Genomic DNA, 24,644 nt, shown 5'->3' on the forward strand with positions numbered 1-24,644 from the left:
CCGCGATCGCACTGATCGGCGCGTTTTTCCGCCGCGCCGCACACCGTTCCGTCCCCCTTCCAGGCCCGTTCGCGCCGGCTCCCCCGATTCCCCGAAATACCCCCCTTTCCCGGCTTTGCTCGACCGATCGGCGTTTGACGCCTCCATGAATAATCGGTGTCACTGGAAAGCGGCATTCCGCCGTACCCGACTGGAGGCCACGTGGCAGACGAGAGCGATCTCGACAAGACCGAAGCCGCCACTCCCAGGCGCCGCGAGAAGGCGCGCGAGGAGGGGCAGGTCGCGCGTTCGCGCGAGCTGGCTTCGTTCGCGCTGCTCGCGGCCGGGTTCTATGGCGCCTGGCTGCTCGCGGGCCCGTCGGGCGGGCATCTGCAGGCGATGCTGCGCGGCGCGTTCACGTTCGATCGCGCGACCGCGTTCGACACGAACCGGATGCTGTCGGCGGCCGGCAGCGCGAGCCTCGAAGGCTTTGCCGCGCTGCTGCCGATCCTCGCGCTCACCGGCGTCGCCGCGCTGCTCGCGCCGATGGCGCTCGGCGGCTGGCTGATCTCGTCGAAGACGTTCGAGCTGAAGTTCGACCGCCTCAACCCGATCTCCGGCCTCGGCCGGATCTTCTCGATCCAGGGGCCGATCCAGCTCGGGATGTCGCTCGCGAAGACGCTGGTCGTCGGCGGGATCGGCGGCGTCGCGATCTGGCGCAGCAAGGACGAGCTGCTCGGCCTCGCGACGCAGCCGCTCGGCGCGGCGCTGCCCGATGCGCTGCACCTGGTCGCCGTGTGCTGCGGCACGACGGTCGCCGGGATGCTGGTGGTCGCCGCACTCGATGTGCCTTACCAAATCTGGCAGTACAACAAGAAGTTGCGCATGACGAAGGAAGAAGTGAAGCGCGAGCATCGCGAGAACGAAGGCGATCCGCACGTGAAGGGGCGCATCCGCCAGCAGCAGCGCGCGATCGCGCGCCGCCGGATGATGGCGGCTGTGCCGAAGGCCGACGTGGTCGTGACGAACCCGACGCACTTCGCCGTCGCGCTGCAATACACGGACGGCGAGATGCGCGCGCCGAAGGTCGTCGCGAAGGGCGTGAACCTCGTCGCCGCGCGCATCCGCGAACTCGCGGCCGAGCACAACGTGCCGCTGCTCGAGGCGCCGCCGCTCGCGCGTGCGCTGTATCACAACGTCGAACTCGAACGCGAGATTCCCGGCTCGCTGTACTCGGCCGTCGCCGAAGTGCTCGCGTGGGTCTACCAGCTCAAGCGCTTCCGTTCGGAAGGCGGCGCGTTCCCGGCGGCGCCGGTCGATCTGGCGGTGCCGGCCGACCTCGACAAGGGCGCGTCGGTGCCCGCCGAAGACGAACGCGAGGAAGCCGAAGACACGCTCGGCAAGGCAGGTGCGGCATGAGCACCCCGACCGGCCTGTTCGCGAAGCGCCCGAACCCGTTCGCGGGCACCAACCTGCGCGCGCTCGCGGGCCCGATCCTCATCTGCATGATCCTGGGGATGATGATCCTGCCGCTGCCCCCGCTGCTGCTGGATCTGCTGTTCACGTTCAACATCGCGCTGTCCGTGATGGTGCTGCTCGTCAGCATGTACACGATGAAGCCGCTCGACTTCGCGGCGTTCCCGAGCGTGCTGCTGTTCTCGACGCTGCTGCGCCTGTCGCTGAACGTCGCGTCGACGCGCGTCGTGCTGCTCGAAGGCCACACGGGCCCGGACGCGGCCGGCCAGGTGATCGAGGCATTCGGCCACTTCCTCGTCGGCGGCAACTTCGCGGTCGGTATCGTCGTGTTCGTGATCCTGATGATCATCAACTTCATGGTGATCACGAAGGGCGCGGGGCGGATCGCCGAAGTGTCCGCGCGCTTCACGCTCGATGCGATGCCCGGCAAGCAGATGGCGATCGACGCCGACCTGAACGCGGGCCTCATCAACGAAGAGCAGGCCCGCAAGCGCCGCCTGGCCGTGTCGCAGGAAGCCGAGTTCTACGGGTCGATGGACGGCGCGTCGAAGTTCGTGCGCGGCGACGCGATCGCCGGCCTGATCATCATGGCGATCAACGTGATCGGCGGGCTGATCGTCGGGATGGTCCAGCACGACATGACGTTCGCCGCGGCCGGCACGAACTACACGCTGCTGACGATCGGCGACGGCCTCGTCGCGCAGATCCCGTCGCTCGTGATCTCGACCGCGGCGGGCGTGATCGTGTCGCGCGTCGCGACCGACGAGGACATCGGCACGCAGATCACCGGCCAGCTGTTCACGAACCCGCGCGTGCTGAACATCACCGGCGCGATCATCGGGCTGATGGGGCTGATCCCCGGCATGCCGCACTTCGCGTTCCTCGCGCTCGGCGGCGGCGCGATCTGGCTGGCCCGCACGCAGACCAAGCGCGCGGCGGCCCGCAAGGCGGCCGGCGACCTGACCGACATCGCGCCGCCCGCGGCGCTGCCGTCGGACAGCCACGAGGCGACCTGGGACGACGTGCAGCTGATCGACCCGCTCGGGCTGGAAGTCGGTTACCGGCTGATCCCGCTCGTCGACAAGAACAGCGACGGCGAACTGCTCAAGCGCATCAAGAGCATCCGCAAGAAATTCGCGCAGGAAATCGGCTTCCTGCCGCCGGTGATCCATATCCGCGACAACCTCGAGCTGCGGCCGAACGCGTACCGGATCGCGCTGAAGGGCGTCGAGATCGGCGTCGGCGAAGTGTTCCCGGGCCAGTGGCTCGCGATCAACCCCGGCCAGGTGACGGCCGCGCTGCCGGGCGCCGTCACGCAGGATCCCGCGTTCGGGCTGCCGGCCGTGTGGATCGACGTCGCGATGCGCGAACAGGCGCAGGTGTACGGCTACACGGTGGTCGACGCGAGCACGGTCGTCGCGACGCACCTGAATCATCTGGTCGTCCAGCACGCGGCCGAGCTGCTCGGCCGCCAGGAAGTGCAGTCGCTCGTCGAGCGCACCGGCAAGGACGCGCCGTCGCTCGTCGAGGACCTCATCCCGAAGACGATCTCGCTGACGACCCTGCAGAAGGTGCTGCAGAACCTGCTCGAGGAAGGCGTGCCGATCCGCGACATGCGCACGATCCTCGAGGCCGTGTCCGAACACGCGGGCCGCGGCGATGCGTTCGAGATCACGGCCGCCGTGCGGCTGGCGCTCGGCCGCGCGATCACGCAGCAGTGGTATCCGGGCGCAGGCGAGATGCAGGTGATGGGCCTCGACTCGAATCTCGAGCGCGTGCTGTCGCAGGCGCTCGCCACCGGCGCGAACCCGGGCCTCGAACCCGGCCTCGCGCACAACCTTCTGACCGGCACGCAACAGGCGATGCTGCGTCAACAGAATCTCGGGCTGCCGCCCGTGCTGCTGGTGCAGCACGCGCTGCGCGCGATGCTCGCGCGTTTCCTGCGCCGCAGCCTGCCGCAATTGAAAGTGCTGTCGTACGCCGAAGTGCCGGACACACGCACGATCAAAGTCGTTAACGTCATCGGGGGTTCCGCTTGAACATTCGCAAATTCACCGGCGCAACGAGCCGCGACGCACTTCGTCTCGTGCGCGAGGCGCTCGGCGCCGACGCGGTCGTGCTGTCGAACCGCACGCTCGATGACGGCAGCGTGGAAATCGTTGCGCTTGCAGATTCGGACCTGGCCGCCGTGACGCCGCCGGCTGCGGCGCGCCCGCGCATCGCCGCGCCGCGCGTGCCGGAATCCGTGCCGGCCGCCGCGGTGCCGGGCATCGTGTCGCGCCCGGGCGCGGCGCTGGCCCGCCCGACGGTCAATCCGTATGCGGCAGGTGAAGGCGGGCTGCCGGACGTGTTCTCGTCGGTGTTCGGCGCAAGCGCCGAAGCGGACGACTCGGCGGCGCAACCGTCGGCGATCGATGACGACGCGCCGGCTGCGGCAGCGCCGCCTGCCGCGGCCCCGGCCGCCGCCTCCGAACCCGCACCGTGGCTCGTCGAGCACGCGAAGCGCCTGACGCAACAGCGTGACGCGCTGATGGCGCGCGCGCAGGCGGCGCCCGCCGCGCCGCAGGCGAACGCGCCTGCCCCGCGGGCCGCCGCGAGCGCGACGCCGCCCGACTGGGCGCGCGACATCGTGCGCGACGCCGAACGCCGGATGCCGGCCGCCGCCCGCGCGCCCGACACGAACGCGAACGCGGCCTATGCCGCGAAGACGGCCGAGCGCACGCGCCTGTCCGCCGACACCGCGGCCGCGGTGGCCGACGCAGTGAAGTCGCGCATCGAGCGGATCGTCAACGATACGGTGATGCAGGAGCTCGGCGAACTGCGCGGGATGATGGAAGAACAGTTCGACAGCCTGTTGTGGCACGACCGCCAGCGTCGCAGCGCCGTGCATGGCGCGCTGACGAAGCACCTGTTCGCGGCCGGTTTTTCCGCGCAGCTTGTGCGGATGCTGGTCGACAACATGCCGGCCGGCGACGGCGCGCAGACCTTCGAACAGGCCGCCGCATGGGCGCAGTCGGTGCTCGCGTCGAACCTGCCGGTGCTCGAAAGCGAGGATGCGCTGATGGAGCGCGGCGGCGTGTTCGCGCTGATGGGGCCGACGGGCGTCGGCAAGACGACCACCACCGCGAAGCTGGCCGCACGCTGCGTGATGCGCTTCGGCGCGAGCAAGGTCGCGCTGCTGACCACCGACAGCTACCGGATCGGCGGCCACGAGCAGCTGCGCATCTTCGGCAAGATCCTCGGCGTGCCGGTGCACGCGGTGAAGGATGCGGGCGACCTCGCGCTCGCGCTGTCCGAGCTGCGCAACAAGCACATCGTGCTGATCGACACGATCGGCATGAGCCAGCGCGACCGCGCGGTATCCGACCAGATCGCGATGCTGCACGGGGCGAACGCGCCGGTGCAGCGCCTGCTGCTGCTCAACGCGACGAGCCACGGCGACACGCTCAACGAAGTCGTGCAGGCGTACCGCAGCGCGGGTGAGCATCCGGACCTGGCCGGCTGCATCCTCACGAAGCTCGACGAGGCGACCCACCTCGGCGGCGTGCTCGACACGGTGATCCGCTACAAGCTGCCGATCCATTACGTGTCGACCGGCCAGAAGGTGCCGGAGAACCTGTACGTCGCGTCGACCAAATTCCTGCTGAAGAGCGCGTTCTGTGTACCGCGCGACGGCTCGCCCTTCGTGCCGCAAGACGAGGACATGCCGACGCTGCTCTCCGCACTGACCGCACGTTCCACCGCCGAGCTGCACGAGGTGCGATTTGGATAAACGAATCATCGACCAGGCCGAAGGGCTGCGGCGCCTGCTGGCCGGGCGCGCGTCGCGCATCGTCGCGGTGACGGGCGGGCCGGCGGGTGTCGGCTGCACGTCCACCGTCGTGAACCTGGCGGCGGCGCTCGCGTCGCTCGGCAAGGATGTGCTCGTCGTCGACGAGCGTGCCGACGTGCATTCGGCCAGCGCGACGCTGGCGGGCGCGTGGCTGCGCGACGGCGAACGCACGCGGGTCGCGGCCGGCTTCGGCCTGTGCGGCGCGGCGCGGCTCGCACGCACCGGCTACACCGATGCGCAACTGAGCGATTTCATCGACGGGCCGGCCGACATCGTCCTCGTCGACGCGCAGCTCGGCGCCGACGGTTCGTTCTCGACGCTCGCACGTGAAGCGCACGACGTGCTGGTCGTCACGCGGGTCGCCGCGCAGGCGATCACCGAGGCGTACGCGTGCATGAAGCGGCTGCATTTCGCGCATGCGCTCGCGCAGTTCCGCGTGCTGACCAATCACGTCGGCAGCCACGCGGACGCGAAGGTCGCGTTCGACAACCTCGCGGGCGTCGCGAGCCGCTACCTGACGGTGTCGATCGCCGACGCGGGCTGCGTGAGCGCCGATCCGCTCGTCGAGCACGCACGCGAGCTGATGCGTGTCGTGGTCGACGCGTTCCCGTCGTCGGCTGCCGCGCGCGACTACCGGCAGATTGCCGCCGACCTGCTGTACTGGCCGATGCGCCCGCATTCGGGTGCGGGCCGCGCCGTGCACGCGGGCGGCAAGCCGTCGTATGAGGCGGGCGCGGCACACGCCGCGTGAGGGCCACCGGAAGGAGAGAGCCATGATGTACAACGCTCAAGGAAAGATGTCCCAGGCCGACGTGCTCGCGCAATATGCGCCGCTCGTGCGCCGCCTCGGGCTGCAGCTCGTCGCGAAGATGCCGGCGAGCGTCGACCTCGACGACCTGATCCAGGCCGGCATGATCGGCCTGATGGACGCGGCCGGCCGCTACAAGGAAGACCAGGGCGCGCAGTTCGAGACCTACGCGACGCAGCGCATTCGCGGCGCGATGCTCGACGAGCTGCGCAGCAACGACTGGCTGCCGCGCAGCCTGCGCAAGACGTCGCGCGAGGTCGAGCACGCGGTGCACCAGGTCGAGCAGCACCTCGGCCGCTCGGCGAGCGAGACCGAGATCGCGCAGCACCTGAACATGCCGCTCGACGAATACCAGGGGATGCTGCAGGACCTGCACGGCAGCCAGCTGATCTACTACGAGGATTTCGACCGTGCGGCCGACGACGAGCCGTTCCTCGACCGCTACCGCGTCGATCACGCCGATCCGCTGTCGGCGCTGCTCGACGAGCACCTGCGCGAAGCGCTCGTCGAGGCGATCGAGCGGCTGCCGGAGCGCGAGAAGCTGCTGATGTCGCTGTACTACGAACGGGGTCTGAATCTGCGCGAGATCGGCGCGGTGCTCGAAGTGAGCGAATCGCGCGTGTGCCAGCTGCACAGCCAGGCCGTCGCGCGCCTGCGCGCGCGGCTGCGCGAACAGGCGTGGGTCGGCGCGGAGTCCTGACCCTTTCCTGACGGCCGCGCGCGACGGCGCCGCGCGCTTGCGCCGTGTGTGCGCCGCGCTTGCGCATTCTGCGCGCCGATTTGCTACAATCCTCTCCGCTTTCCGAGGAGCGTTGCGACGGACCATCCTGCGTCCGCCAGGCTCGGAAGGCTTCACCAAGCAGCCGTGCGGCACAACCGCGCCGGTTCCGCTTCCTGAACGGCGCTCACGTCACCAATCTAGAAACTTTTTAGAAAGGAGGGCGTGATGAACGCCATGATCGATTCCAAAGCTTCCAACGATTACGTCGTCGCCGACATGGCGCTGGCCGGCTGGGGCCGCAAGGAACTGAATATCGCCGAGACCGAAATGCCGGGCCTCGTGCAGATCCGTGACGAATACAAGGCACAGCAGCCGCTGAAGGGCGCGCGCATCGCCGGTTCGCTGCACATGACGATCCAGACGGGCGTGCTGATCGAGACGCTGAAGGCGCTCGGCGCGGACGTCCGCTGGGCCTCGTGCAACATCTTCTCGACGCAGGACCATGCCGCTGCCGCGATCGTCGAAGCCGGCACGCCGGTGTTCGCGTTCAAGGGCGAATCGCTCGACGAATACTGGGAGTTCTCGCACCGCATCTTCGAATGGCCGAACGGCGAATTCGCGAACATGATCCTGGACGACGGCGGCGACGCAACGCTGCTGCTGATCCTCGGCGCGAAGGCCGAGAAGGACCGTTCGGTGATCGCGAAGCCGACCAACGAGGAAGAAGTCGCGCTGTACAAGTCGATCGCGAAGCACCTCGACGCGGACCCGACCTGGTACTCGACGCGCCTCGCGCACATCAAGGGCGTGACCGAGGAAACCACGACCGGCGTGCACCGCCTGTACCAGATGGAAAAGGACGGCCGCCTGCCGTTCCCGGCGTTCAACGTGAACGATTCGGTCACGAAGTCGAAGTTCGACAACCTGTACGGCTGCCGCGAATCGCTGGTCGACGGCATCAAGCGCGCGACCGACGTGATGATCGCGGGCAAGGTCGCGGTCGTCGCGGGCTACGGCGACGTGGGCAAGGGCTGCGCGCAGTCGCTGCGCGGCCTGGGCGCGACCGTGTGGGTCACCGAAATCGATCCGATCTGCGCGCTGCAGGCGGCGATGGAAGGCTACCGCGTCGTGACGATGGAATACGCGGCCGACAAGGCCGACATCTTCGTGACGGCGACCGGCAACTACCACGTGATCAACCACGATCACATGAAGGCGATGCGCCACAACGCGATCGTCTGCAACATCGGTCACTTCGACTCGGAAATCGACGTCGCGTCGACCCGCCAGTACCAGTGGGAAAACATCAAGCCGCAGGTCGACCACATCATCTTCCCGGACGGCAAGCGCGTGATCCTGCTGGCGGAAGGCCGCCTCGTGAACCTCGGCTGCGCGACCGGCCACCCGTCGTTCGTGATGTCGAACTCGTTCGCGAACCAGACGCTCGCGCAGATCGAGCTGTTCGTGCGCGGCGGCGAGTACGAGAACAAGGTGTACGTGCTGCCGAAGCACCTCGACGAAAAGGTCGCGCGCCTGCACCTCGCGCGCATCGGCGCGAACCTGTCCGTGCTGTCGGACGAGCAGGCGTCGTACATCGGTGTGCAGAAGGATGGCCCGTTCAAGCCGAACCACTACCGCTACTGATCCGATGCGCCGCTGCCGCGGTGCCGTGCGCGCGTCGCCGACGTGCCCACGGTACGGCGGCACGGCGCCGGATCGCCGGCTGCCGCGGCGCGCCTTCGGGCACCCGCGGCAGCGGGCGGCGGCTACTGATCGTACCGATCGACAACCGAACCGGAGCACTCCATGAGCGTCATCCTCACCTGGGTCATCAACGCGCTCGCGCTGCTGATCATCACGTACCTCGTGCCGTCGATCCACATCAAGAGCTTCGGCACGGCGCTGATCGTGGCGGTCGTGCTCGGCCTGATCAACACGGTGATCCGCCCGGTGCTGATCCTGCTGACGCTGCCCGTCACGATCGTCACGCTCGGGGTGTTCATCCTCGTCGTGAACGCGTTGTGCTTCTGGTTCGCGTCGTCGCTGCTGAAGGGCTTCGAGGTGTCGGGCTTCTGGTCCGCGTTCTTCGGTTCGATCCTGTACAGCATCGTGTCGTGGCTGCTGTCCGCGCTGATCTTCGGTCAGCGCGACATCGGCTGAGGCCTGAGCCTGTTCCCACCGAATCATGAAACCGATCGAACTCTCGTTTGAATTCTTCCCGCCGAAGACGGCGGAAGGCGTCGAGAAGCTGCGCGCCACGCGTGCGCAACTGCTGCCGCTGAAGCCGAAATTCGTCTCCGTGACGTTCGGCGCCGGCGGCTCGACGCAGCAGGGCACGCTCGATACCGTGCTCGACATGCAGAAGGACGGCCTCGAGGCCGCGCCGCACCTGTCGTGCATCGGCTCGTCGCGCGACAGCCTGCGTGCGATCCTCGACCAGTACCGCTCGTACGGCATCCGGCATATCGTCGCGCTGCGCGGCGACCTGCCGTCCGGGATGGGCGCGGTCGGCGAGCTGCGCTATGCGTCCGAGCTCGTCAGCTTCATCCGCGCCGAGCATGGCGACTGGTTCCACATCGAGGTCGCCGGCTATCCCGAGTACCATCCGCAAGCACGCTCGCCGAAGGCCGATCTCGAGAATTTCGCGCGCAAGGTGAAAGCCGGCGCGAATTCCGCGATCACGCAATACTTCTTCAACGCCGACGCGTATTTCCGCTTCGTCGACGATGCGCGCAAGCTGGGCGTGGACGTGCCGATCGTGCCGGGCATCATGCCGATCACGAACTTCTCGCAGCTGATGCGCTTCTCCGAGATGTGCGGCGCCGAAGTGCCGCGCTGGGTCGCGCGCCGCCTCGAGAGCTTCGGCGACGATCGCGAGTCGATCCGCGCGTTCGGCGCGGACGTCGTCACGAGCCTGTGCCAGCGTCTGGTCGACGCGGGCGTGCCCGGGCTGCACTTCTATACGCTGAACACGGCGGCCGCGACGCGGACGATCTGCGAACGGCTCGTCGTGTAAGCGCGCTCGCGCGATTGCATAGGGAAAAGCCCCGCCGGTTTGTGCCGGCGGGGCTTTTTTTCGAGGCCTGTGGAGCGGGGCCGCGTGCGTCAGCGCTGCGCCTGCATCAGCGGCGGGCGGCGGTCGAACCACGGCCGCGCCTGTTCGAGCTGCCGGGCGAGCCTGAGCAGCAGCCCGTCGTCGGTGTGGCGCGCGGCGAACTGCACGCCGATCGGCAGCCCGCGCGCGTTCCAGTAGAGCGGCACCGACATCGCCGGCTGGCCGGTCAGGTTGAACAGCTCGGTGCAGCCGGCCCACTTGAACGCCTTTTCCGACGACTTCGCGAGCATTTCCTTCAGCAGCGGCTTCACCGGCAGCGCGGCGAGCACCTTCATCTGCGCCGATTCGAACGGCGTCGGCTGCAACTCGCCGATCTTCACCGGCGGGCCCGCGAGCGACGCACACAGGATCGCGTCGTAGCGCGACACGAGGCCGGCCACCTGCACCGTGAGCTGGCGCTGCCATTCGAGCACGTCCGGCAGGCGCGTGCGCGCGAGGCGCCGGCCGACCACGGCCATCGCCCACGTCGCGGCCTCGAATTCGCCGCGCTTCGGCGTGCGGCCGGTCAGCGCGCGCGCACCGAGCACCATCTCCTCGGCGATCGTCGCCCATAGCGTGAGGAAGGTTTCGGCCGCGCGCGCGTAGTTGACGTGCAGCGTCGCCGGCTCGACATGGTGGCCGAGCGATTCGAGCAGCGCGGCCGCGTCGTCGAGCGCCGCGCGCGTGTCGTCGGCGAGCGCCGGCGCGAGCATCGGGTCGAGCACGAGGCCGATCCGCAGCGGGCCGGGCGGCGTGTCGAGCTCGCCGAGGAACGTGCCGGGCGAGCCGGCCGGCAAGGTCTGGCCGGTCGTCACGTCGAGCAGCAGCGCGCTGTCGCGCACGCTGCGCGTGACCGCATGCTGGACGACCAGCTCGCCGTTCGAAGGCAGGTCGACGAGTACCGGGTTGCGGCTCGGCTTCAGTCCGAACAGCCCGCAGCACGATGCCGGAATGCGGATCGAGCCGCCGCCGTCGGACGCATGCGCGATCGGCACGATGCCGGCCGCGACGGCCGCCGCCGCGCCGCCGCTCGAGCCGCCGGGCGTGTGATCGAGACTCCACGGGTTGCGGCACGCGCCGAACAGCTCGGGTTCCGTGTACGGCATCTGGCCGATCTCCGACGTGTTGGTCTTGCCGAACACGTTGAGACCGGCCGCGCGGCTTCGCGCGATCACCGGCGAATCGTCGGCGGGCACGAAATAGCGGTAGTGCCGGCTGCCCATCGACAGCGGCAGCCCGGCCACCGCCGCGCCGAGATCCTTCACGAGATAGGGGACGCCGGCGAACGGTGCGTCGGCGCCGCCGTCGGGTGTGGCGGCCGCACGCTGGCGTGCGGCTTCGTAGTCCTGCAGCACGATCGCATTGATCGCGCTGTTGACCGCTTCGGCCTGGCCGATCGCGGCGTCGAGCAGTTCGCGCGGGCTCGCCTTGCGTTCGCGTACCAGCGTGGCGAGGCCGATCGCGTCATGCGCGAGATAGTCCGAGTGCATCGCAGTCACCCCCGTTGTGACCCGTGGCGATGACGGCAGCATAACGCGGGCCCGGTGCGCGGGCCCGCGGCCGGCCGTTTTTAGAGGTGCTCGGCGAGGAAGGTCAGCGTGCGGCCATGCGCGAGCGCCGACGCGCGCTGGTTGTACGACGCGCGGTCCGTGCAGTTGAAGCCGTGCTCGGCGCCCGGATACACATGAAACGACGCATGGCCGTGGCCGGCGAATGCGGCCTTCACCTGTTCGACGGCCGTGAGCGGGATTCCGTGGTCGTTTTCCGCGTAGTGGAACAGGATCGGCTGCGCGACCTTGCCGGAGAGGTCGAGCGCGTTCTGGATGCCGCCGCCGTAGTAAGCCACTGCCGCATCGATCTTGCCGGTCGCGGCCGCGCGGTACGCGAGCTGGCCACCGAAGCAGTAACCGATCGCGGCGACCTTGCCGGCCACTTCGGGGCGCGCGCGCAACGCATCGGCGGCCGCACCGATGTCCGCGACCGCGAGACCCACGTCGGTCTTTTTCATCAGCTCGATGCCTTTGTCGCGATCCGCGCCTTCGTAGGTCAGCTCGACGCGCGGCTGCGTGCGCCAGAACACGTCCGGCGCGAGCGCGACGAAGCCGTCGGAGGCGTACTGGTCGGCGACCGCGCGGATGTGCGAGTTCACGCCGAAGATCTCCTGGATGATGATGACGGCAGGGCCCTTGCCGCGCTTGGGCAGTGCGAGATAGCCGCCGAAGCTGTCGTTACCGGTGGGGATGTCGATCCATTGGGCAGTCACGTTCTGAACTCCTGGCGAACGGGGTGCGCGATGCGCCCCCCGGGGTGGAACAGGCCCTAGAGTGTGCCACCGATCCCGTGTCATTGCAGGGTACGCGCCCGCTTCTCGCGCAGCGATCGTTTCGATCTCGATTATTCATTTTTCGGCGCTGCGCCACTTCGATAGAGTCGATGTGCCGGCCTTTACAAAGCGCTTTCGCGCATCGTCATCGAAGGATTCGCCATGTCTGCCCGTCTGTTTTCCACGCCTTTTTCCGAACGCTTCGGCCTGCGCCTGCCGCTCGTGCAGGCGCCGATGGTCGGCGCGACCACGACCGCGATGGTCGCCGCCGCCTCGAATGCCGGCGCGCTCGGCAGTCTCGGCGCCGGCGCGTTCGCGCCCGAGCGCCTCGCGTCCGAAGTCGAAGCCATTCGCGCGGCGACCGATCGCCCGTTCGCGATCAACCTGTTCGTGCTGCCGGACGCCGCGCCCGACGCGGCGACCGTCACCCGCGCATTGGCCGCGATCGACCCGCTGAACGCGACGCTCGGATTGCCGCCGGGCACCGCGCCCGCGCGCTACGCCCCCGACTTTCGCGCCCAGCTCGATGCACTCGTGGCGTTGCGCGTGCCCGTGGCGAGCTTCACGTTCGGCGTGCTCGATGCCGCCGACGTCGCGCGCCTGAAGGCCGCCGGCACCTACGTGATCGGCACGGCGACGCACGTGGCCGAGGGGCTCGCATGGCAGGCGGCCGGCGCCGACGCGCTGTCCGCGCAAGGCGCCGAGGCGGGCGGCCATCGCGGCACGTTCATCGGTTCCGCCGATGACGCGCTGATCGGTACGCTCGCGCTCGTGCCGCAACTGGTCGACGCGACCGGCCTGCCCGTGCTTGCCGCGGGCGGCATCATGGACGGCCGCGGGATCGCGGCCGCGCTCGCGCTCGGCGCGCAGGGCGCACAGCTCGGCACCGCGTTTCTCACCTGCACGGAAAGCGCGATCGCGGCGGACTGGAAGGCGCGCCTGCTCGCGAGCGCCGATACGTCGACGCAGGTTACGCGCGCGATCACCGGCCGCCACGCGCGCGGGCTGCGCAACACGCTGATGGCGCGGCTCGGCGAGCGCATGGCCGACGTCGCGCCGTACCCGGTGCAGAACGCGCTGACGCAGCCGCTGCGCCAGGCCGCCGCACGCGCCAACAACGGCGACTACCTGTCGCTGTGGGCCGGGCAGGGCGCACCGCTCGCGCGACGGCGCGGCGACGCGCTGACGACGTCGCAGCTCGTTGACGCGCTCGATACCGAATGGCGTGCGGCGGCGGCCTGAATCGTTCATATCGGACGATGAAACGCGCGTTGTCACGCGCGTTTCACTCAATGATCACGGACACAAAATACCGAATCGAAATGCCCCCGGAATGTTTTGAAACGGCCTTTCGGCAGGCCGCCGAGAATTAGCGGAAACCCTTATCAGGCGGGGCTTGCAGCGATGTTCGAGTCGTCATTCCAAAGTACGCATATCGGTAGTGTTACCACTACCCCAAAAAAGTCCCACAAATTAATTTGATCACCTACACTTGCGCGCAAGTACGGGCGGGCGGCTGCTAAAAGCGGCGGTTTTCACGTGCTTGAGGCCAAGTGCATGAACGATGCAACCGGCGAATCGTCCAGTGATTGCAAACACAGGGATGGCAGCGGGGCACCGGGCGATGGCGTTTATTGGGACCGAAACTGGAGACTTACATGAATATCAAGATGCAAAAGCTGCTGCCGATCACCGCTGCGGCGATGCTGTGCGTTGCAGCTGCAAGCAACGCGGCCGCCGATCAAGTCGTCAAGATCGGCCACGTCGCGCCCTTGACGGGCGGCATTGCACACCTGGGCAAGGACAACGAGAACGGTGCGCGTCTTGCAGTCGAGGAGATCAATGCGAAGGGTCTCACGATCGGCGGCCAGAAAATCACGCTGCAACTCGACCCGCAGGATGACGCTGCTGACCCGCGGCAAGCCACGCAGGTTGCGCAGAAGCTCGTCGACGACAAGGTCGTCGCGGTGGTCGGCCACCTGAACTCGGGCACGTCGATCCCGGCTTCGAAGATCTACAGCGATGCGGGCATCGTGCAGATCTCGCCGTCGGCGACCAACCCGGCCTACACGCAGCAGGGCTTCAAGACCACGTACCGCGTGGTGGCCACCGATGCGCAGCAGGGCCCGGCACTCGCGAACTACGCGCACTCGAAGGGCATCAAGAGCGTGGCCGTGGTCGACGATTCGACCGCGTACGGCCAGGGTCTCGCGAACGAGTTCGAGAAGAAGGCCAAGGCGCTCGGCCTGAAGGTGATGTCGCATGACGCGACGAACGACAAGGCGGTCGACTTCCGCGCGATTCTGACCAAGATCAAGGGCGAGAATCCGGACGCGATCATGTACGGCGGCATGGACGCCACCGGCGGCCCGTTCGCGAAACAGGCGAAGCAGCTCGGCCTGCGCGCGAAGATCTTCGCGGGCGACGGCGTGTGCACGGAAAAGCTGGCCGACCTGGCCGGCGACGCGACCGACAACGTGGTGTGCTCGGAAGCCGGTGCTTCGCTCGAGAAGATGGCGGGCGGCGCAGCGTTCAAGGCGAAGTACGAGAAGCGCTTCGGCCAGCCGATCCAGATCTACGCACCGTTCACGTATGACGCCGTGTACATCATCGTCGATGCGATGAAGCGCGCGAACTCGACGGATCCGGCGAAGATCCTCGCCGCGATGCCGTCGACGAACTACTCGGGCGTGATCGGCACGACGACCTTCGACTCGAAGGGCGACCTGCAGCACGGCGTGATCTCGCTGTACAACTACAAGAACGGCAAGAAGTCGCTGCTCGACGAAGTGAAGATGTAACCCGACAAGCGGTCAACAGAAGGGGTGAAAGCGCGCATGCGGCAACGCATGCGCGCTTTCTTTTTGGGCCGGCGCCCGCCGCGCCCCGTCAGATCTTCAGCCGCGCGAGCACCTTCGGCGCGACGGCCGCGACGAGCGCCGCGCACAGCGCGACGACGGACAGACCGATCGTCAGGTTCGCGGCCTGCGCGACGGCGCCGATCACGACCGGACCGAACAGCATGCCGAAATACGCGAGCCCGGCCACGTGCGCGAGCCCTTCGGCCGCGTGGATGCCTTTCACCCGCGCGGCGGCCGCGAACAGCACCGGCATCATGTTCGCGAGGCCGAGACCCATCAGCGTGAAGCCGGTCAGCACCGTGGCCGGATACGGCAGCAGCAGCGCGCCGATCATCCCCGCGCAGGCGAGCGACGCGCTCGCGAACACGAGCTGCGGGGCGCCGAAGCGGGCGCGCACGGCGTCGCCCGCGAAGCGCGCGATGGCCATCCCCCCCGAGAACGCGGCATAGGCGGCGCTGGCGAGCGCGGGGCTCGCCGCGACGACGTCGCGCATGTAGACCGTCGCCCAGTCGTACATCGCGCCTTCGGCGATCAGCGCGACGAGCGCGATGCCGCCGAGCATCCACAACGCCGGCGAGCGCCAGCGGTTGCCGCCGCCGTGCGCGTGTTCGTGGTGCGGCACATGCGGCAGCACGGCCGGGCTGGCGACCACGAGCACCGTCGCGCTGGTCGCCGCCGCGAGCGCGAGATGCACGGCCGGCGCCATGCCGGCCGACAGCAGCGCGCCGCCGGCGGCCGCGCCTGCCATCCCGCCGATGCTGAACATGCCGTGCAGCGACGACATGATCGGCCGGCCGATCGCGATTTCGACCGCGCTGGCCTCGGCGTTCATCGCGACGTCGAGTGTCGCCATCGAGAAGCCGAACAGCGCGAGCACGGCGAGCAGCATCGGGTAGTCGGGCACGACGAGGATCAGCGCCGCGCAGGCCGACATCACGAGCCCGCCCGCGAGGCACGCGGTGCGCGAGCCGACGCGCGCGATCCAGCGCGCGATGGTCAGCATCGCGGCGATCGAGCCGACGGCGACCGCGAACAGCGCGATCGACAGCAGCCCGGGGCTCAGCGCGAACTTGTCGCGCACGGTCGGCACGTGCACGCCCCACGACGCGAACATCATGCCGGCGACGAAGAACAGCGCCATCGACGCCGCGCGCGCCCGCTGGCGGGCCGGAAGCGACAGCACGCGATGCGCGTCGGGCGGCATGGCGAACGGGGACGACGATTCGGGGGAGGAGGATTCGGACACGGCAACGCTCGTCAAAAGTCATGCACGGGCGCACGCGGCGCCCGTCGGATCCGTCCGATTCTATCGAACCGCTTACGATCGTGCCGGGCGATGGCCGTTTGGCCGATGATCCGGCGATTGCCCGGCGATCCGCGTTCGGCCGCATAGGCCGTTCGGCCGATGCGCGGCGCGGCGCGCCCGCGGGTAACATCGAAGCGCATGGCGTGCTCGGCGCGCCACCCTTCGACCGCAGGAGTCCTCTTGAACATCGATCCCGCTCTCGCCGTGCATCTGCTGCACCGCTGCGCGCTCGGCACGCTCGCCACCCATTCGCGCGATCCGCAGGGTTTCCCGTATCCGACGGTCGTCCCGTTTGCACCCGATGCAAGCCATCGTCCCGTGATCCTCGTGAGTGGCCTCGCGGAGCACACGCGCAATCTGGCCGCCGATCCGCGCGCGGGCTTCCTCGTCGTCGACGCACCCGGCGGCGATGTGCTGAATGCCGAGCGCGCGACGCTGCTCGGCCGGTTCGTGCCGCTCGGCGACGATCCGCACGTCACCGCGCGCTACTGTCGTTATGAGCCGGACGCCGCACGCTATCTCGCGCTCGGCGATTTCACGTTCTGGGCGCTCGACGTCGAGCGGCTGCGCTATATCGGCGGTTTCGGGCGCATGGGCTGGGTCGACGGCACGCATCTCGATGGGCTGCCGCCGCTCGCGTTCGACGAGGAACGGGCGTTATGGGACGCGTACGATGCTGGCGATGCGCGCCGCGACGGGCTCGAATTGCTCGGTGTCGATTGCCACGGCGCCGACTGGCGACATGACGGCCGCCGCGTGCGTACGCCGTTCGATACGCCATTGGCCGATGCGGGCGCATTGCGCGAACGGCTGATTGCACGCGCGCGAGACGTGACCTGACGTCGCGGATGCCGGCTTGTCCGCGCCTTGTTCGTTTGGCGAGTCGCACCATCCGATTTTCGCAAAGCTGTCGTCTGATGAAAGCTTCGATTTTTTTGAATGCAGGGTAATTGCGTATGTTGATAGACTTAATAGGAAATGGCTAATGTCCTAATCTCTGTGTAGGAACGTGAAAATTTGAGAAAAGGCCGCGACCGGTCAAAATGACACACGTGAATTTCAATTGAGCTCGGGATTTTCATGAATCTCGCTTCTATCAAATCTTTTTTGTGCTAATCTCTGCCTTCAAAAATCCGAGGCACATATATTTCATGAATGGTGAGCTGGCTGCAGACCGGCGCCATTGGTCAGATAGAAAGGGAAACTATGTCTTCTTACAAGGACCTGCTGGCCCAGCGGGAGAAGCTGGAGAAGCAAATCGAAGAAGCGAAGTCGCGTGAATACGCTGAAGTGCTGAATGACGTGAAGCAGAAAATCGCCGACTACGGCTTTTCGCTCGCCGAACTCGGTCTCAGCCGCGCGAAGGCAGGCAAGGTTGGCCGTCCGCGTGCAGGTGTTGCCGCGAAATACCGCGATCCGGAAACGGGCGCGACGTGGTCGGGCCGCGGCAAGCCGCCGCGCTGGATCGCGGGCAAGAACCGCGAGCAGTTCGCAATTTAAACGTTTGTTTAAATTACCTGCTCTTCAAAAGAGCCGCGTGTCCGTTAAGGAGCGCGGCTTTTTTGTTTTCGGCGGCCGCCACGCCCATCGCGCTGTCATGAAAATGTAATGATCCGCTGTGAATGGAAATGCGACCCGTTCGCATAAGCGGTTGATTTAAATAAGAAATTTGTGGGTATTGGCGGGGTTCACGGGGCGCCCTTGATAGAATTGGGTATCGCACACCGATATCCCATATTTCATGTCCACGTTTTCCGGCGACGCGCAGAGCGCAGATAAGCACGCGGTTGCACGCAAGAGCACGTTCGTCAGTATTGTCCTGAATGTCGTGCTTGCGACATTTCAGATCGCCGTCGGGGTGATTGCGCATTCGCAGGCGTTGATTGCCGACGGGGTACATTCGGTTTCAGATTTGATCTCGGATTTTGTCGTGCTGGTTGCGAATCGGCATAGCGGCGCATCGCCGGATGCCGACCACAATTACGGACACAGCCGCTACGAGACCGTCGCATCGCTGTTTCTCGGCGCAATCCTGATTGCGGTCGGCGTCGGCATGCTCTGGCGGGCCGGCGACCGTCTCGTTAATCTCGAAAACATTCCGGCGATACATTTTTCCGCGCTGCTCGTCGCGCTGACAGTGCTCGTGTCGAAAGAGGCGCTGTTTCGCTACATGCTGCGCGAGGCGCGGCGCGTGCGCTCGGCGATGCTCGTCGCGAACGCGTGGCATGCGCGCTCGGATGCCGCATCGTCGCTCGTCGTCGCGATCGGCATCGTCGGCAGCCTGGCCGGCGTGAAACTGCTCGACCCGATCGCGGCGGCGATCGTCGGCTTCATGGTCGCGCGCATGGGCTGGACGTTCGGCTATGACGCGTTGCAGGACCTCTCCGACCGTGCGCTCGATACGACCGATACGGCCGAGATCCGCGCGCTGCTCGCGGCGACGCCCGGCGTGCGCGACGTGCACGACCTGCGCACGCGCAAGATGGGCGATGCCGCGCTCGTCGACGCGCACATCCTGGTCGACCCGAAAATCTCCGTCTCCGAAGGGCACTACATCGCCGAGACCGCGCGTGCGCGCGTGCTGACCGACTCGCGCGTGCTCGATGCGCTGATCCACGTCGACCCGGAGAACGACGCGGCGCGCCGTCCCGCGCTCGCGCTGCCGCCGCGCGGCGAGATCGCGGCACGGCTCGAGGCGGCGCTCGCGCAGCGCGGGTTGCGTGCGGCGGCAATCAACCTGCATTACCTGAGTACGGGGCTCGAGATCGACGTGACGCTTGCCTGCGATCCGCACGACACCGACGCGGCGCTGGCCGGCCGGCTCGACGCCGACGCGTTGAAGCGCGAGTTCGGCGCGCGCCGGATCGGCTTCACGCGCACGATGCCCGCGCAGGCGTGACCTGCCGCGGGCACGCGCGACGTCCGGCCGCCAGCGCGTGCCGGTGCGTTACAGCGGCAGTTGCGTGTCGAACTTGATTTCGCGCAGCACGACGCTCGTGCGCACCTGCGACACGGCAGGGATCTTGAAGATGCGTTCGTGCAGGAACACGTCGTAGGCCTTGATGTCCGGCGCGACGATCTTGAGGATGTAATCGGCTTCGCCGGTCGTGCTGTAGCACTCGGTGACTTCCGGGCAGGTCGCGATCTCTCGCTCGAACTGCTCGACGCCGCCTTCGTTGTGGCGGGTCAGGTGCACGTGCGCGAGCGCGCAGACGTGCAGGCCGAGCTTCTCGCGATCGAGCAGCGCCGTGTAGCGCTGGATCACGCCCGACTGTTCCATGTCCTTGATGCGGCGCCAGCACGGCGTGCTCGACAGGCCGACCTGGTCCGAGATCTCCTGGACCGAACGGCGCGCGTCGAGCTGCAACAGGCGAAGGATTTTTTGCGAAAAGGAATCGAGCGTCACCTGCGCCTCCATGCGGCAACTACAACACGCTGAATGTTAGAGGGCCGGGAAAGGAAAGGCAATCAGGCGTCGCGTTGTTGAGAAAGATTCGCTAATTTGCTCGCGGATCCGTGGGGTTTTGTCCCGCCCCTGCGTTTTCCGATCGATCGGTGTCCGACACCGCGAGGCCCGCGATCGCGGCCTGCTGGCGGCGCAGGTCGGCCAGCATGTTGCAGAACAGCGCGCCTTGCTCGATCGCATCGTCGAGCGCGACGTGCGTGTGCGGATGGTCGTCGAACCAGTGCTTCGGAAAACGCGGCTTGATCGCCTTGCGGTACGGCAGGCCCGTCATCGCGAACGCGAGCGTCTTGATGTCGAGCGCCGACCACGAGAACGGGCAGCGCCCGGCGAAGCGCATCATGTACCAGAACATGAACGTGAAATCGAAGCCGGCCGGCATCGCGACGAACACCGGCTTGCCGGGCAGCGCCTCGACCCAGTCGACGTACGCGACCAGCGCCGCTTCGGGCGCTTGCAAATCCTTCCGGCACGCGGCCCATGCTTCGGGCTCGGTCTTCCACCACGCTTCCTGCACCGGGTGCGCCTGCGCGCCCGGCAGCGTTTCGAGGTTGGCCGAGAACGTCGCGATCAGCTGCTTGTCCTCGGTGTAGGCGGCCGACGCGAAGCTCAGCATCGAGTGCGGGCCGGGAATCGGGCCGTCGGCCTCGACGTCGGTGCTGACGTAGATTTCCTGGATGGCGGTCTGGTTCATCCGAACACCTTGTCGGACACGAACGGGTTCGTGCGGCGCTCGTCGCCGAACGTCGACACCGGGCCGTGGCCCGGCACGAACGTCACGTCGTCGCCGAGCGGCCACAGCTTCTCCTTGATCGAGCGGACGAGATCCTCGTGATTGCCGCGCGGGAAATCGGTACGGCCGATCGAGCCGGCGAACAGCACGTCGCCGACGATGGCGACGCGATGCGCGCGGCTGAAGAACACGACATGGCCCGGCGTGTGGCCGGGGCAGTGATAGACCTCGAGCGTCTCGTCGCCGAACCGCACGGTGTCGCCGTCGTTCAGCCAGCGGTCGGGCTCGAAGGTGTCGGCGGCCGGAAAGCCGAAGCGTTCGCTTTGCATCGGCAGCTTCTCGATCCAGAAGCGCTCTTCTTCCTGCGGCCCCTCGATCGGTACGCCGTAATGCGTCGCGAGCGTCTTCGCGCCCGCGCAGTGATCGATGTGTCCGTGCGTGAGCAGCACCTTCTCGACCTGCACGTTCTGTCGCGCGACTTCCTGTTCGATCCGGTCGAGGTCGCCGCCCGGATCGACGACGGCGGCGCGGCCCGTCTTCTCGCAGACGAGCAGCGAGCAGTTCTGCTGGAACGGCGTGACCGGAATGAGCGTGACTTTCATGGAGGCACCGGCGGCTAAAAGGAGCGATTGTACCGGTCGCGCGTGCTGCCTGCCGCCCGCGTGGTGCATCGCGCGACACGTGTCTCCGGGCAATCCCGGAGCATGTCGATTGTTACCGCCATAGAGAGAATCAATGGTCCGGCCGGGCCGCTTTTCGAGATGGCGTTTTGATTTATGTATAATGCGCCCCATTGCGCGTGGATTTCACGCAATTCGCTGGTGTTTCGGCCCCGTTAAAAGGGGCATCGAAATCACCGTCAAGCATCAGCCGCCGGGGAGTCCGGCGGTGTATCCAGCACCGAGCATTCGGTGCTCACGTCTTGTCCGGCCGGGTGCTGCGCGCCCGCCTGCGGCCCTGCTGCCGCGCTGCCGGATGAGGCCTGTGCCGCCGTTCCTGTGCGTTGGTCGTATCGACGCGCGCGAACGTGAAGCCATGTTCGATGGCGGCATGTGGGGTCTGGTCAGGCTGTTGGGGACAGGTTGCGCCAGACGTGAAAGCTAATCAGGACGGTTGCGGCATAGACGAAAGCCGCGCCCATGCTAGCCGCCTGCTCGTATCCGAGCGAGGCGTGCACGCATTTGCCGTCCGGGCCGCGTGTCTGCGCTGTGAAGCAGCGTGATGAAGCAGCGGCCCGAACCAGAAGGCGACACGTCGATGAACGTACGATTTCCGAGTCGATTCGGGACCATTGCATTATTTTTTGCGTTGACGGGCTGTGCGGTGCCACCCAGCCAGACCACCGGTAGCGCGGACCAGAAGAACGCGGTCGACAAGACGGCCGCTGCCGCCAAGGCGGACAACGACAAGCAGCAACTGAATTTCGATTCCGCGCTGGCATCGATGCCGGCTGCCGACAGCAAGGACGCGAAGAAGCCGTCGCTGGCCGACGCCGAGCCGATCGACGCCAAGGATGTGTCCGACTTCCGCCAGACGGGGCGCGCCTCCTGGTACGGGCGGGATTTCCACGGTCGCCGCACCGCGAACGGCGAGCGTTTCAACATGAACGCGCTCACTGCCGCGCACCGCACGCTGCCGCTGTCGTCGTACATCAAGGTAACGAACGCGTCGACCGGCAAGTGGGTCGTCGTGAAGGTCAACGATCGCGGGCCGTTCAAGCGCGGCCGCGTGCTCGACCTGTCGTATGCGGCCGCCAAGTTGATCGGCCTCGTGCACGCCGGCACGGGCCGCGTGAAGATCGAAGGGCTGTCGCCGCAGGAAGCGCGCGAGGCACGCGACGAGATGCTCGCGTCGGTCTCGACGAAGTAACGCGGCGGATCCGTCCGCTCATTCAAAAGGGCTGCCCTCGGGCAGCCCTTTGTCTTTCCGGCGACGCGCGATGCCGGCGCCGGTTTCCCGGTGCCGGCCGGCTCGCGCGTCAGTGCTCATCCTTCAGCGCAAGCGCTCGCGCATACAGTGTGTTGCGCGACGCGCCCGTCAGCGCGGCCGCGAGCTTGGCCGCGCTCTTCACCGGCACCTCTTCCAGCAGCAGCTTGAGCAGCGCGTCGTGCGCGGTGACGTCGGCTTCGCCGCTCGTCGCCGGCGCGCCTTCGACGACCAGCACGAACTCGCCGCGCTGCCGGTTCGCATCGCCGGCGAGCCAGGTCTGTCCTTCGGCCAGGGTGCCCTGGAACAACTGCTCGTGTAGCTTGGTGAGTTCGCGCGCGATCAGCAGTCGGCGCGCGGGGCCGAACACATCGGCAAGCGCGGCGACGGTTTCGGCGATCCGGTGGGGGGCTTCGTAGAACACCAGCGCATACGGATGCGATACCAGCGCCTGCAGCGCGGTCGCGCGCTGCTTGGCCTTCGGCGGCAGGAAGCCCGCGAACGTGAACGCGCCGGCCCAGTCGCCGGCCACGCTCAGCGCGGTCACCGCCGCGCTCGCGCCCGGCAGCGGGATCACCGCGAAGCCGGCGGCGCGCACCGCGTCGACGAGCCGCGCGCCGGGGTCCGAGATGCCGGGCGTGCCGGCGTCCGATACGTAGGCCACGCGTTCGCCGGCGCGCAGCAGTTCGACCACGCGTTGCGCGGCTTCGCGTTCGTTGTGCTCGTGCACGGCGACGAGCGGCTTCGAGATCCCGTAGCGGGCGAGCAGCTGGCCCGTGTTGCGGGTGTCTTCGGCCGCGATGCGATCGGCGAGGCCGAGCACGTGCAGTGCGCGCAGCGTGATGTCGGCGGTGTTGCCGATCGGCGTAGCGACCACGTAGAGCGCGGCGCTCGGGTAGTGCTGCGTTTGCGCGAGTTCGAGGAGGGCAGTCATGGCAGGCAATGCGCGCAATCGCGGCGCAGGCGGAACAAGGACGGCATTGTGCCACGCTGAGGCGGCGCGGCCGGGTGACGGGCGCGGTTTGCCGCGCGCGGGCGACAACTTTTCCGGTGCGGCACGATCCAAACCGGTCGGCGCGGCATTCGAGCAGCGCGCACGGCAGTTTCTCGAACGCCGTGGCCTCGTCTTCGTCGCGGCGAATGTGACGATGCGCGGCGGCGAGCTCGATCTCGTGATGCGCGAGCCCGACGGCATGCTCGTGTTCGTCGAGGTGCGCGCGCGGCGCAGCATCCGGCATGGCGGCGCGGCCGCGAGCGTCGGCTGGCGCAAGCGGCGGCGTCTGGTCGCGGCCGCGCTCCAGTTCTGGGCGCGGCACGGCGCCGGCGCCGCGTGCCGCTTCGACGTCGTCGCGTTCGAGGCCGGCCGGCTCGCGTGGTTGCGTGATGCATTTCGTGCCGACGATGCGTAGCGGCGAGCTGTGACGAGATGTAAAGAGTTCTTGCCGGACCCCCGGAGAGGGCGCCGGAGTACGGTAAACTCGCCGCACCCACGATGTCGCGCGATGCGTGCCACGCGCCCAGTTCACCAGGAATCGATGTCAGTCGAACGTATTCAGCAACATTTCCGCGACAGTGCCGCGCTTCACGCCGAAGCGGCCGACGCGCTGTCGCTGCCGATCGCAGCCGCGGTCGATGCGATGTTCGCCGCGCTGGCGAACGGCAACAAGATCGTCGCCTGCGGTGACGGCCCGTCGGCCGCCGCCGCGCACTACCTCGCCGTGTCGCTCGTCGGCGGCTTCGAGCGCGAGCGCCCGGGCCTGCCCGCGATCGCGCTGGCCACCGACGCGTCGCAGGGCGGCCTCGCGGGCGCGGTGTCCGCCGAGCAACTGTTCGCGCAGCAGGTGCGCGTGCTCGGCCAGACCGGCGACATCCTGCTGGTGCTCGATCCGGCCGGCGCGTCGCCGCGCGTGCTGGCGGCGATCGACGAAGCGCACGAGCGCGAGATGACCGTCGTCGCGCTGACGGGCGGCGACGGCCATGCGGTCGCGGCTGCGCTGCGTGATACCGATATTCCGATCAGCGTGCCCGCCGTTCGCGCGGCGCGCATCCACGAAGTCCATCTGCTGACCATCCACTGCCTGTGCGACGGCATCGACGCGATGCTGCTGGGTGAGGATTGAAC

General features: G+C 67.6%; 24 protein-coding genes and 1 riboswitch. Of the genes, 16 read left to right on the forward strand and 8 right to left on the reverse strand.

Features of this window, described 5'->3' with window-relative positions; genetic code table 11:
• Positions 1-201: 201 nt before the first annotated feature.
• From flhB to metF, 8 genes are all read left to right on the forward strand, one after another.
• On the forward strand, positions 202-1,398 hold the full coding sequence (flhB, locus tag LGN17_RS26220; RefSeq protein ID WP_226199387.1) for a flagellar biosynthesis protein FlhB: 1,197 nt from the start codon (positions 202-204) through the stop codon (positions 1,396-1,398).
• The gene (flhA, locus tag LGN17_RS26225; protein WP_175958264.1) at positions 1,395-3,494 is read left to right on the forward strand and encodes a flagellar biosynthesis protein FlhA; all 2,100 of its coding nucleotides are present in this window, start codon (positions 1,395-1,397) and stop codon (positions 3,492-3,494) included. The genes flhB and flhA overlap by 4 nt, the downstream gene beginning before the upstream one ends.
• Positions 3,491-5,227, forward strand: coding sequence for a flagellar biosynthesis protein FlhF (flhF, locus tag LGN17_RS26230; protein WP_226199391.1), 1,737 nt, complete (start codon positions 3,491-3,493; stop codon positions 5,225-5,227). Before flhA ends, flhF begins: the two co-directional genes overlap by 4 nt.
• The gene (locus tag LGN17_RS26235) at positions 5,220-6,038 is read left to right on the forward strand and encodes a MinD/ParA family protein (RefSeq protein WP_226199397.1); all 819 of its coding nucleotides are present in this window, start codon (positions 5,220-5,222) and stop codon (positions 6,036-6,038) included. Before flhF ends, LGN17_RS26235 begins: the two co-directional genes overlap by 8 nt.
• Positions 6,039-6,060: 22 nt before the next feature.
• Positions 6,061-6,795 carry an RNA polymerase sigma factor FliA gene (locus LGN17_RS26240; RefSeq protein ID WP_006484033.1) on the forward strand — a complete coding sequence of 245 codons (735 nt, stop codon included), beginning with the start codon at positions 6,061-6,063 and terminating at the stop codon, positions 6,793-6,795.
• Positions 6,796-6,893: 98 nt separating this feature from the next.
• A riboswitch (S-adenosyl-L-homocysteine riboswitch) is annotated at positions 6,894-7,009 on the forward strand.
• Positions 7,010-7,041: 32 nt separating this feature from the next.
• Positions 7,042-8,460, forward strand: a complete 1,419-nt coding sequence (gene ahcY, locus LGN17_RS26245) for an adenosylhomocysteinase (RefSeq protein WP_175958261.1) — start codon at positions 7,042-7,044, stop codon at positions 8,458-8,460.
• 162 nt (positions 8,461-8,622) lie between these two features.
• Positions 8,623-8,976 carry a phage holin family protein gene (locus LGN17_RS26250; protein ID WP_011882923.1) on the forward strand — a complete coding sequence of 118 codons (354 nt, stop codon included), beginning with the start codon at positions 8,623-8,625 and terminating at the stop codon, positions 8,974-8,976.
• Between the two features lie 25 nt (positions 8,977-9,001).
• Complete coding sequence (gene metF / locus LGN17_RS26255) at positions 9,002-9,832, forward strand: methylenetetrahydrofolate reductase [NAD(P)H] (RefSeq protein WP_175969896.1); 831 nt, start codon at positions 9,002-9,004, stop codon at positions 9,830-9,832.
• An 89-nt stretch (positions 9,833-9,921) separates the two neighbouring features.
• Here metF and LGN17_RS26260 read toward each other — a convergent pair whose 3' ends face one another.
• Positions 9,922-11,400 carry an amidase gene (locus LGN17_RS26260; RefSeq protein ID WP_175958259.1) on the reverse strand — a complete coding sequence of 493 codons (1,479 nt, stop codon included), beginning with the start codon at positions 11,398-11,400 and terminating at the stop codon, positions 9,922-9,924.
• An 80-nt stretch (positions 11,401-11,480) separates the two neighbouring features.
• Positions 11,481-12,173 carry a dienelactone hydrolase family protein gene (locus tag LGN17_RS26265; protein WP_226199404.1) on the reverse strand — a complete coding sequence of 231 codons (693 nt, stop codon included), beginning with the start codon at positions 12,171-12,173 and terminating at the stop codon, positions 11,481-11,483.
• A 222-nt stretch (positions 12,174-12,395) separates the two neighbouring features.
• On the opposite strand from LGN17_RS26265, the gene LGN17_RS26270 reads away from it, so the two are divergent.
• Together LGN17_RS26270 and LGN17_RS26275 are read left to right on the forward strand one after the other, a co-directional pair.
• Positions 12,396-13,475 carry an NAD(P)H-dependent flavin oxidoreductase gene (locus LGN17_RS26270; protein WP_226199406.1) on the forward strand — a complete coding sequence of 360 codons (1,080 nt, stop codon included), beginning with the start codon at positions 12,396-12,398 and terminating at the stop codon, positions 13,473-13,475.
• 416 nt (positions 13,476-13,891) lie between these two features.
• A complete protein-coding gene (locus tag LGN17_RS26275; protein ID WP_226199408.1) occupies positions 13,892-15,034 on the forward strand; it encodes a branched-chain amino acid ABC transporter substrate-binding protein in 1,143 nt (380 codons plus the stop codon).
• An 88-nt stretch (positions 15,035-15,122) separates the two neighbouring features.
• Here the strand turns inward: LGN17_RS26275 and LGN17_RS26280 are convergent, their stop codons facing one another.
• Entirely contained in the window at positions 15,123-16,298 is a 1,176-nt protein-coding gene (locus LGN17_RS26280; protein WP_264166069.1) for an MFS transporter, read from the reverse strand.
• Positions 16,299-16,351: 53 nt separating this feature from the next.
• Entirely contained in the window at positions 16,352-16,588 is a 237-nt protein-coding gene (locus LGN17_RS26285) for a hypothetical protein (protein ID WP_226199413.1), read from the reverse strand.
• Here LGN17_RS26285 and LGN17_RS26290 point away from each other — a divergent pair.
• From LGN17_RS26290 to LGN17_RS26300, 3 genes are all read left to right on the forward strand, one after another.
• Positions 16,581-17,240, forward strand: coding sequence for a HugZ family protein (locus LGN17_RS26290; protein WP_226199416.1), 660 nt, complete (start codon positions 16,581-16,583; stop codon positions 17,238-17,240). The genes LGN17_RS26285 and LGN17_RS26290 overlap by 8 nt on opposite strands.
• Positions 17,241-17,606: 366 nt before the next feature.
• Complete coding sequence (locus LGN17_RS26295) at positions 17,607-17,900, forward strand: H-NS family nucleoid-associated regulatory protein (RefSeq protein WP_006491875.1); 294 nt, start codon at positions 17,607-17,609, stop codon at positions 17,898-17,900.
• Positions 17,901-18,141: 241 nt separating this feature from the next.
• Positions 18,142-19,299, forward strand: coding sequence for a cation diffusion facilitator family transporter (locus LGN17_RS26300; RefSeq protein WP_226199419.1), 1,158 nt, complete (start codon positions 18,142-18,144; stop codon positions 19,297-19,299).
• Positions 19,300-19,347: 48 nt separating this feature from the next.
• Here the strand turns inward: LGN17_RS26300 and LGN17_RS26305 are convergent, their stop codons facing one another.
• From LGN17_RS26305 to LGN17_RS26315, 3 genes are all read right to left on the reverse strand, one after another.
• Positions 19,348-19,818: an Lrp/AsnC family transcriptional regulator gene (locus LGN17_RS26305; RefSeq protein ID WP_006477376.1), complete on the reverse strand. Its 471-nt coding sequence runs from the start codon at positions 19,816-19,818 to the stop codon at positions 19,348-19,350.
• A 79-nt stretch (positions 19,819-19,897) separates the two neighbouring features.
• A complete protein-coding gene (locus tag LGN17_RS26310; protein ID WP_226199421.1) occupies positions 19,898-20,557 on the reverse strand; it encodes an exonuclease in 660 nt (219 codons plus the stop codon).
• Positions 20,554-21,198 (reverse strand): MBL fold metallo-hydrolase, encoded by a 645-nt coding sequence (locus LGN17_RS26315; RefSeq protein ID WP_175958251.1) that lies wholly within the window; start codon positions 21,196-21,198, stop codon positions 20,554-20,556. The genes LGN17_RS26310 and LGN17_RS26315 overlap by 4 nt, the downstream gene beginning before the upstream one ends.
• A gap of 655 nt (positions 21,199-21,853) precedes the next feature.
• On the opposite strand from LGN17_RS26315, the gene LGN17_RS26320 reads away from it, so the two are divergent.
• Positions 21,854-22,465 carry a septal ring lytic transglycosylase RlpA family protein gene (locus tag LGN17_RS26320; protein WP_175958250.1) on the forward strand — a complete coding sequence of 204 codons (612 nt, stop codon included), beginning with the start codon at positions 21,854-21,856 and terminating at the stop codon, positions 22,463-22,465.
• Positions 22,466-22,574: 109 nt separating this feature from the next.
• On the opposite strand, the gene rsmI is transcribed toward LGN17_RS26320, so the two are convergent.
• A complete protein-coding gene (gene rsmI, locus LGN17_RS26325; protein WP_226199428.1) occupies positions 22,575-23,456 on the reverse strand; it encodes a 16S rRNA (cytidine(1402)-2'-O)-methyltransferase in 882 nt (293 codons plus the stop codon).
• Between the two features lie 46 nt (positions 23,457-23,502).
• On the opposite strand from rsmI, the gene LGN17_RS26330 reads away from it, so the two are divergent.
• Both LGN17_RS26330 and LGN17_RS26335 read left to right on the forward strand, forming a co-directional pair.
• The gene (locus LGN17_RS26330; RefSeq protein WP_226199535.1) at positions 23,503-23,931 is read left to right on the forward strand and encodes a YraN family protein; all 429 of its coding nucleotides are present in this window, start codon (positions 23,503-23,505) and stop codon (positions 23,929-23,931) included.
• A gap of 126 nt (positions 23,932-24,057) precedes the next feature.
• Positions 24,058-24,642: an SIS domain-containing protein gene (locus LGN17_RS26335; RefSeq protein ID WP_226199431.1), complete on the forward strand. Its 585-nt coding sequence runs from the start codon at positions 24,058-24,060 to the stop codon at positions 24,640-24,642.
• The last annotated feature ends 2 nt before the right edge of the window (positions 24,643-24,644 follow it).

The organism is Burkholderia sp. AU30280 (assembly GCF_020420125.1).
Taxonomy (GTDB): domain Bacteria; phylum Pseudomonadota; class Gammaproteobacteria; order Burkholderiales; family Burkholderiaceae; genus Burkholderia.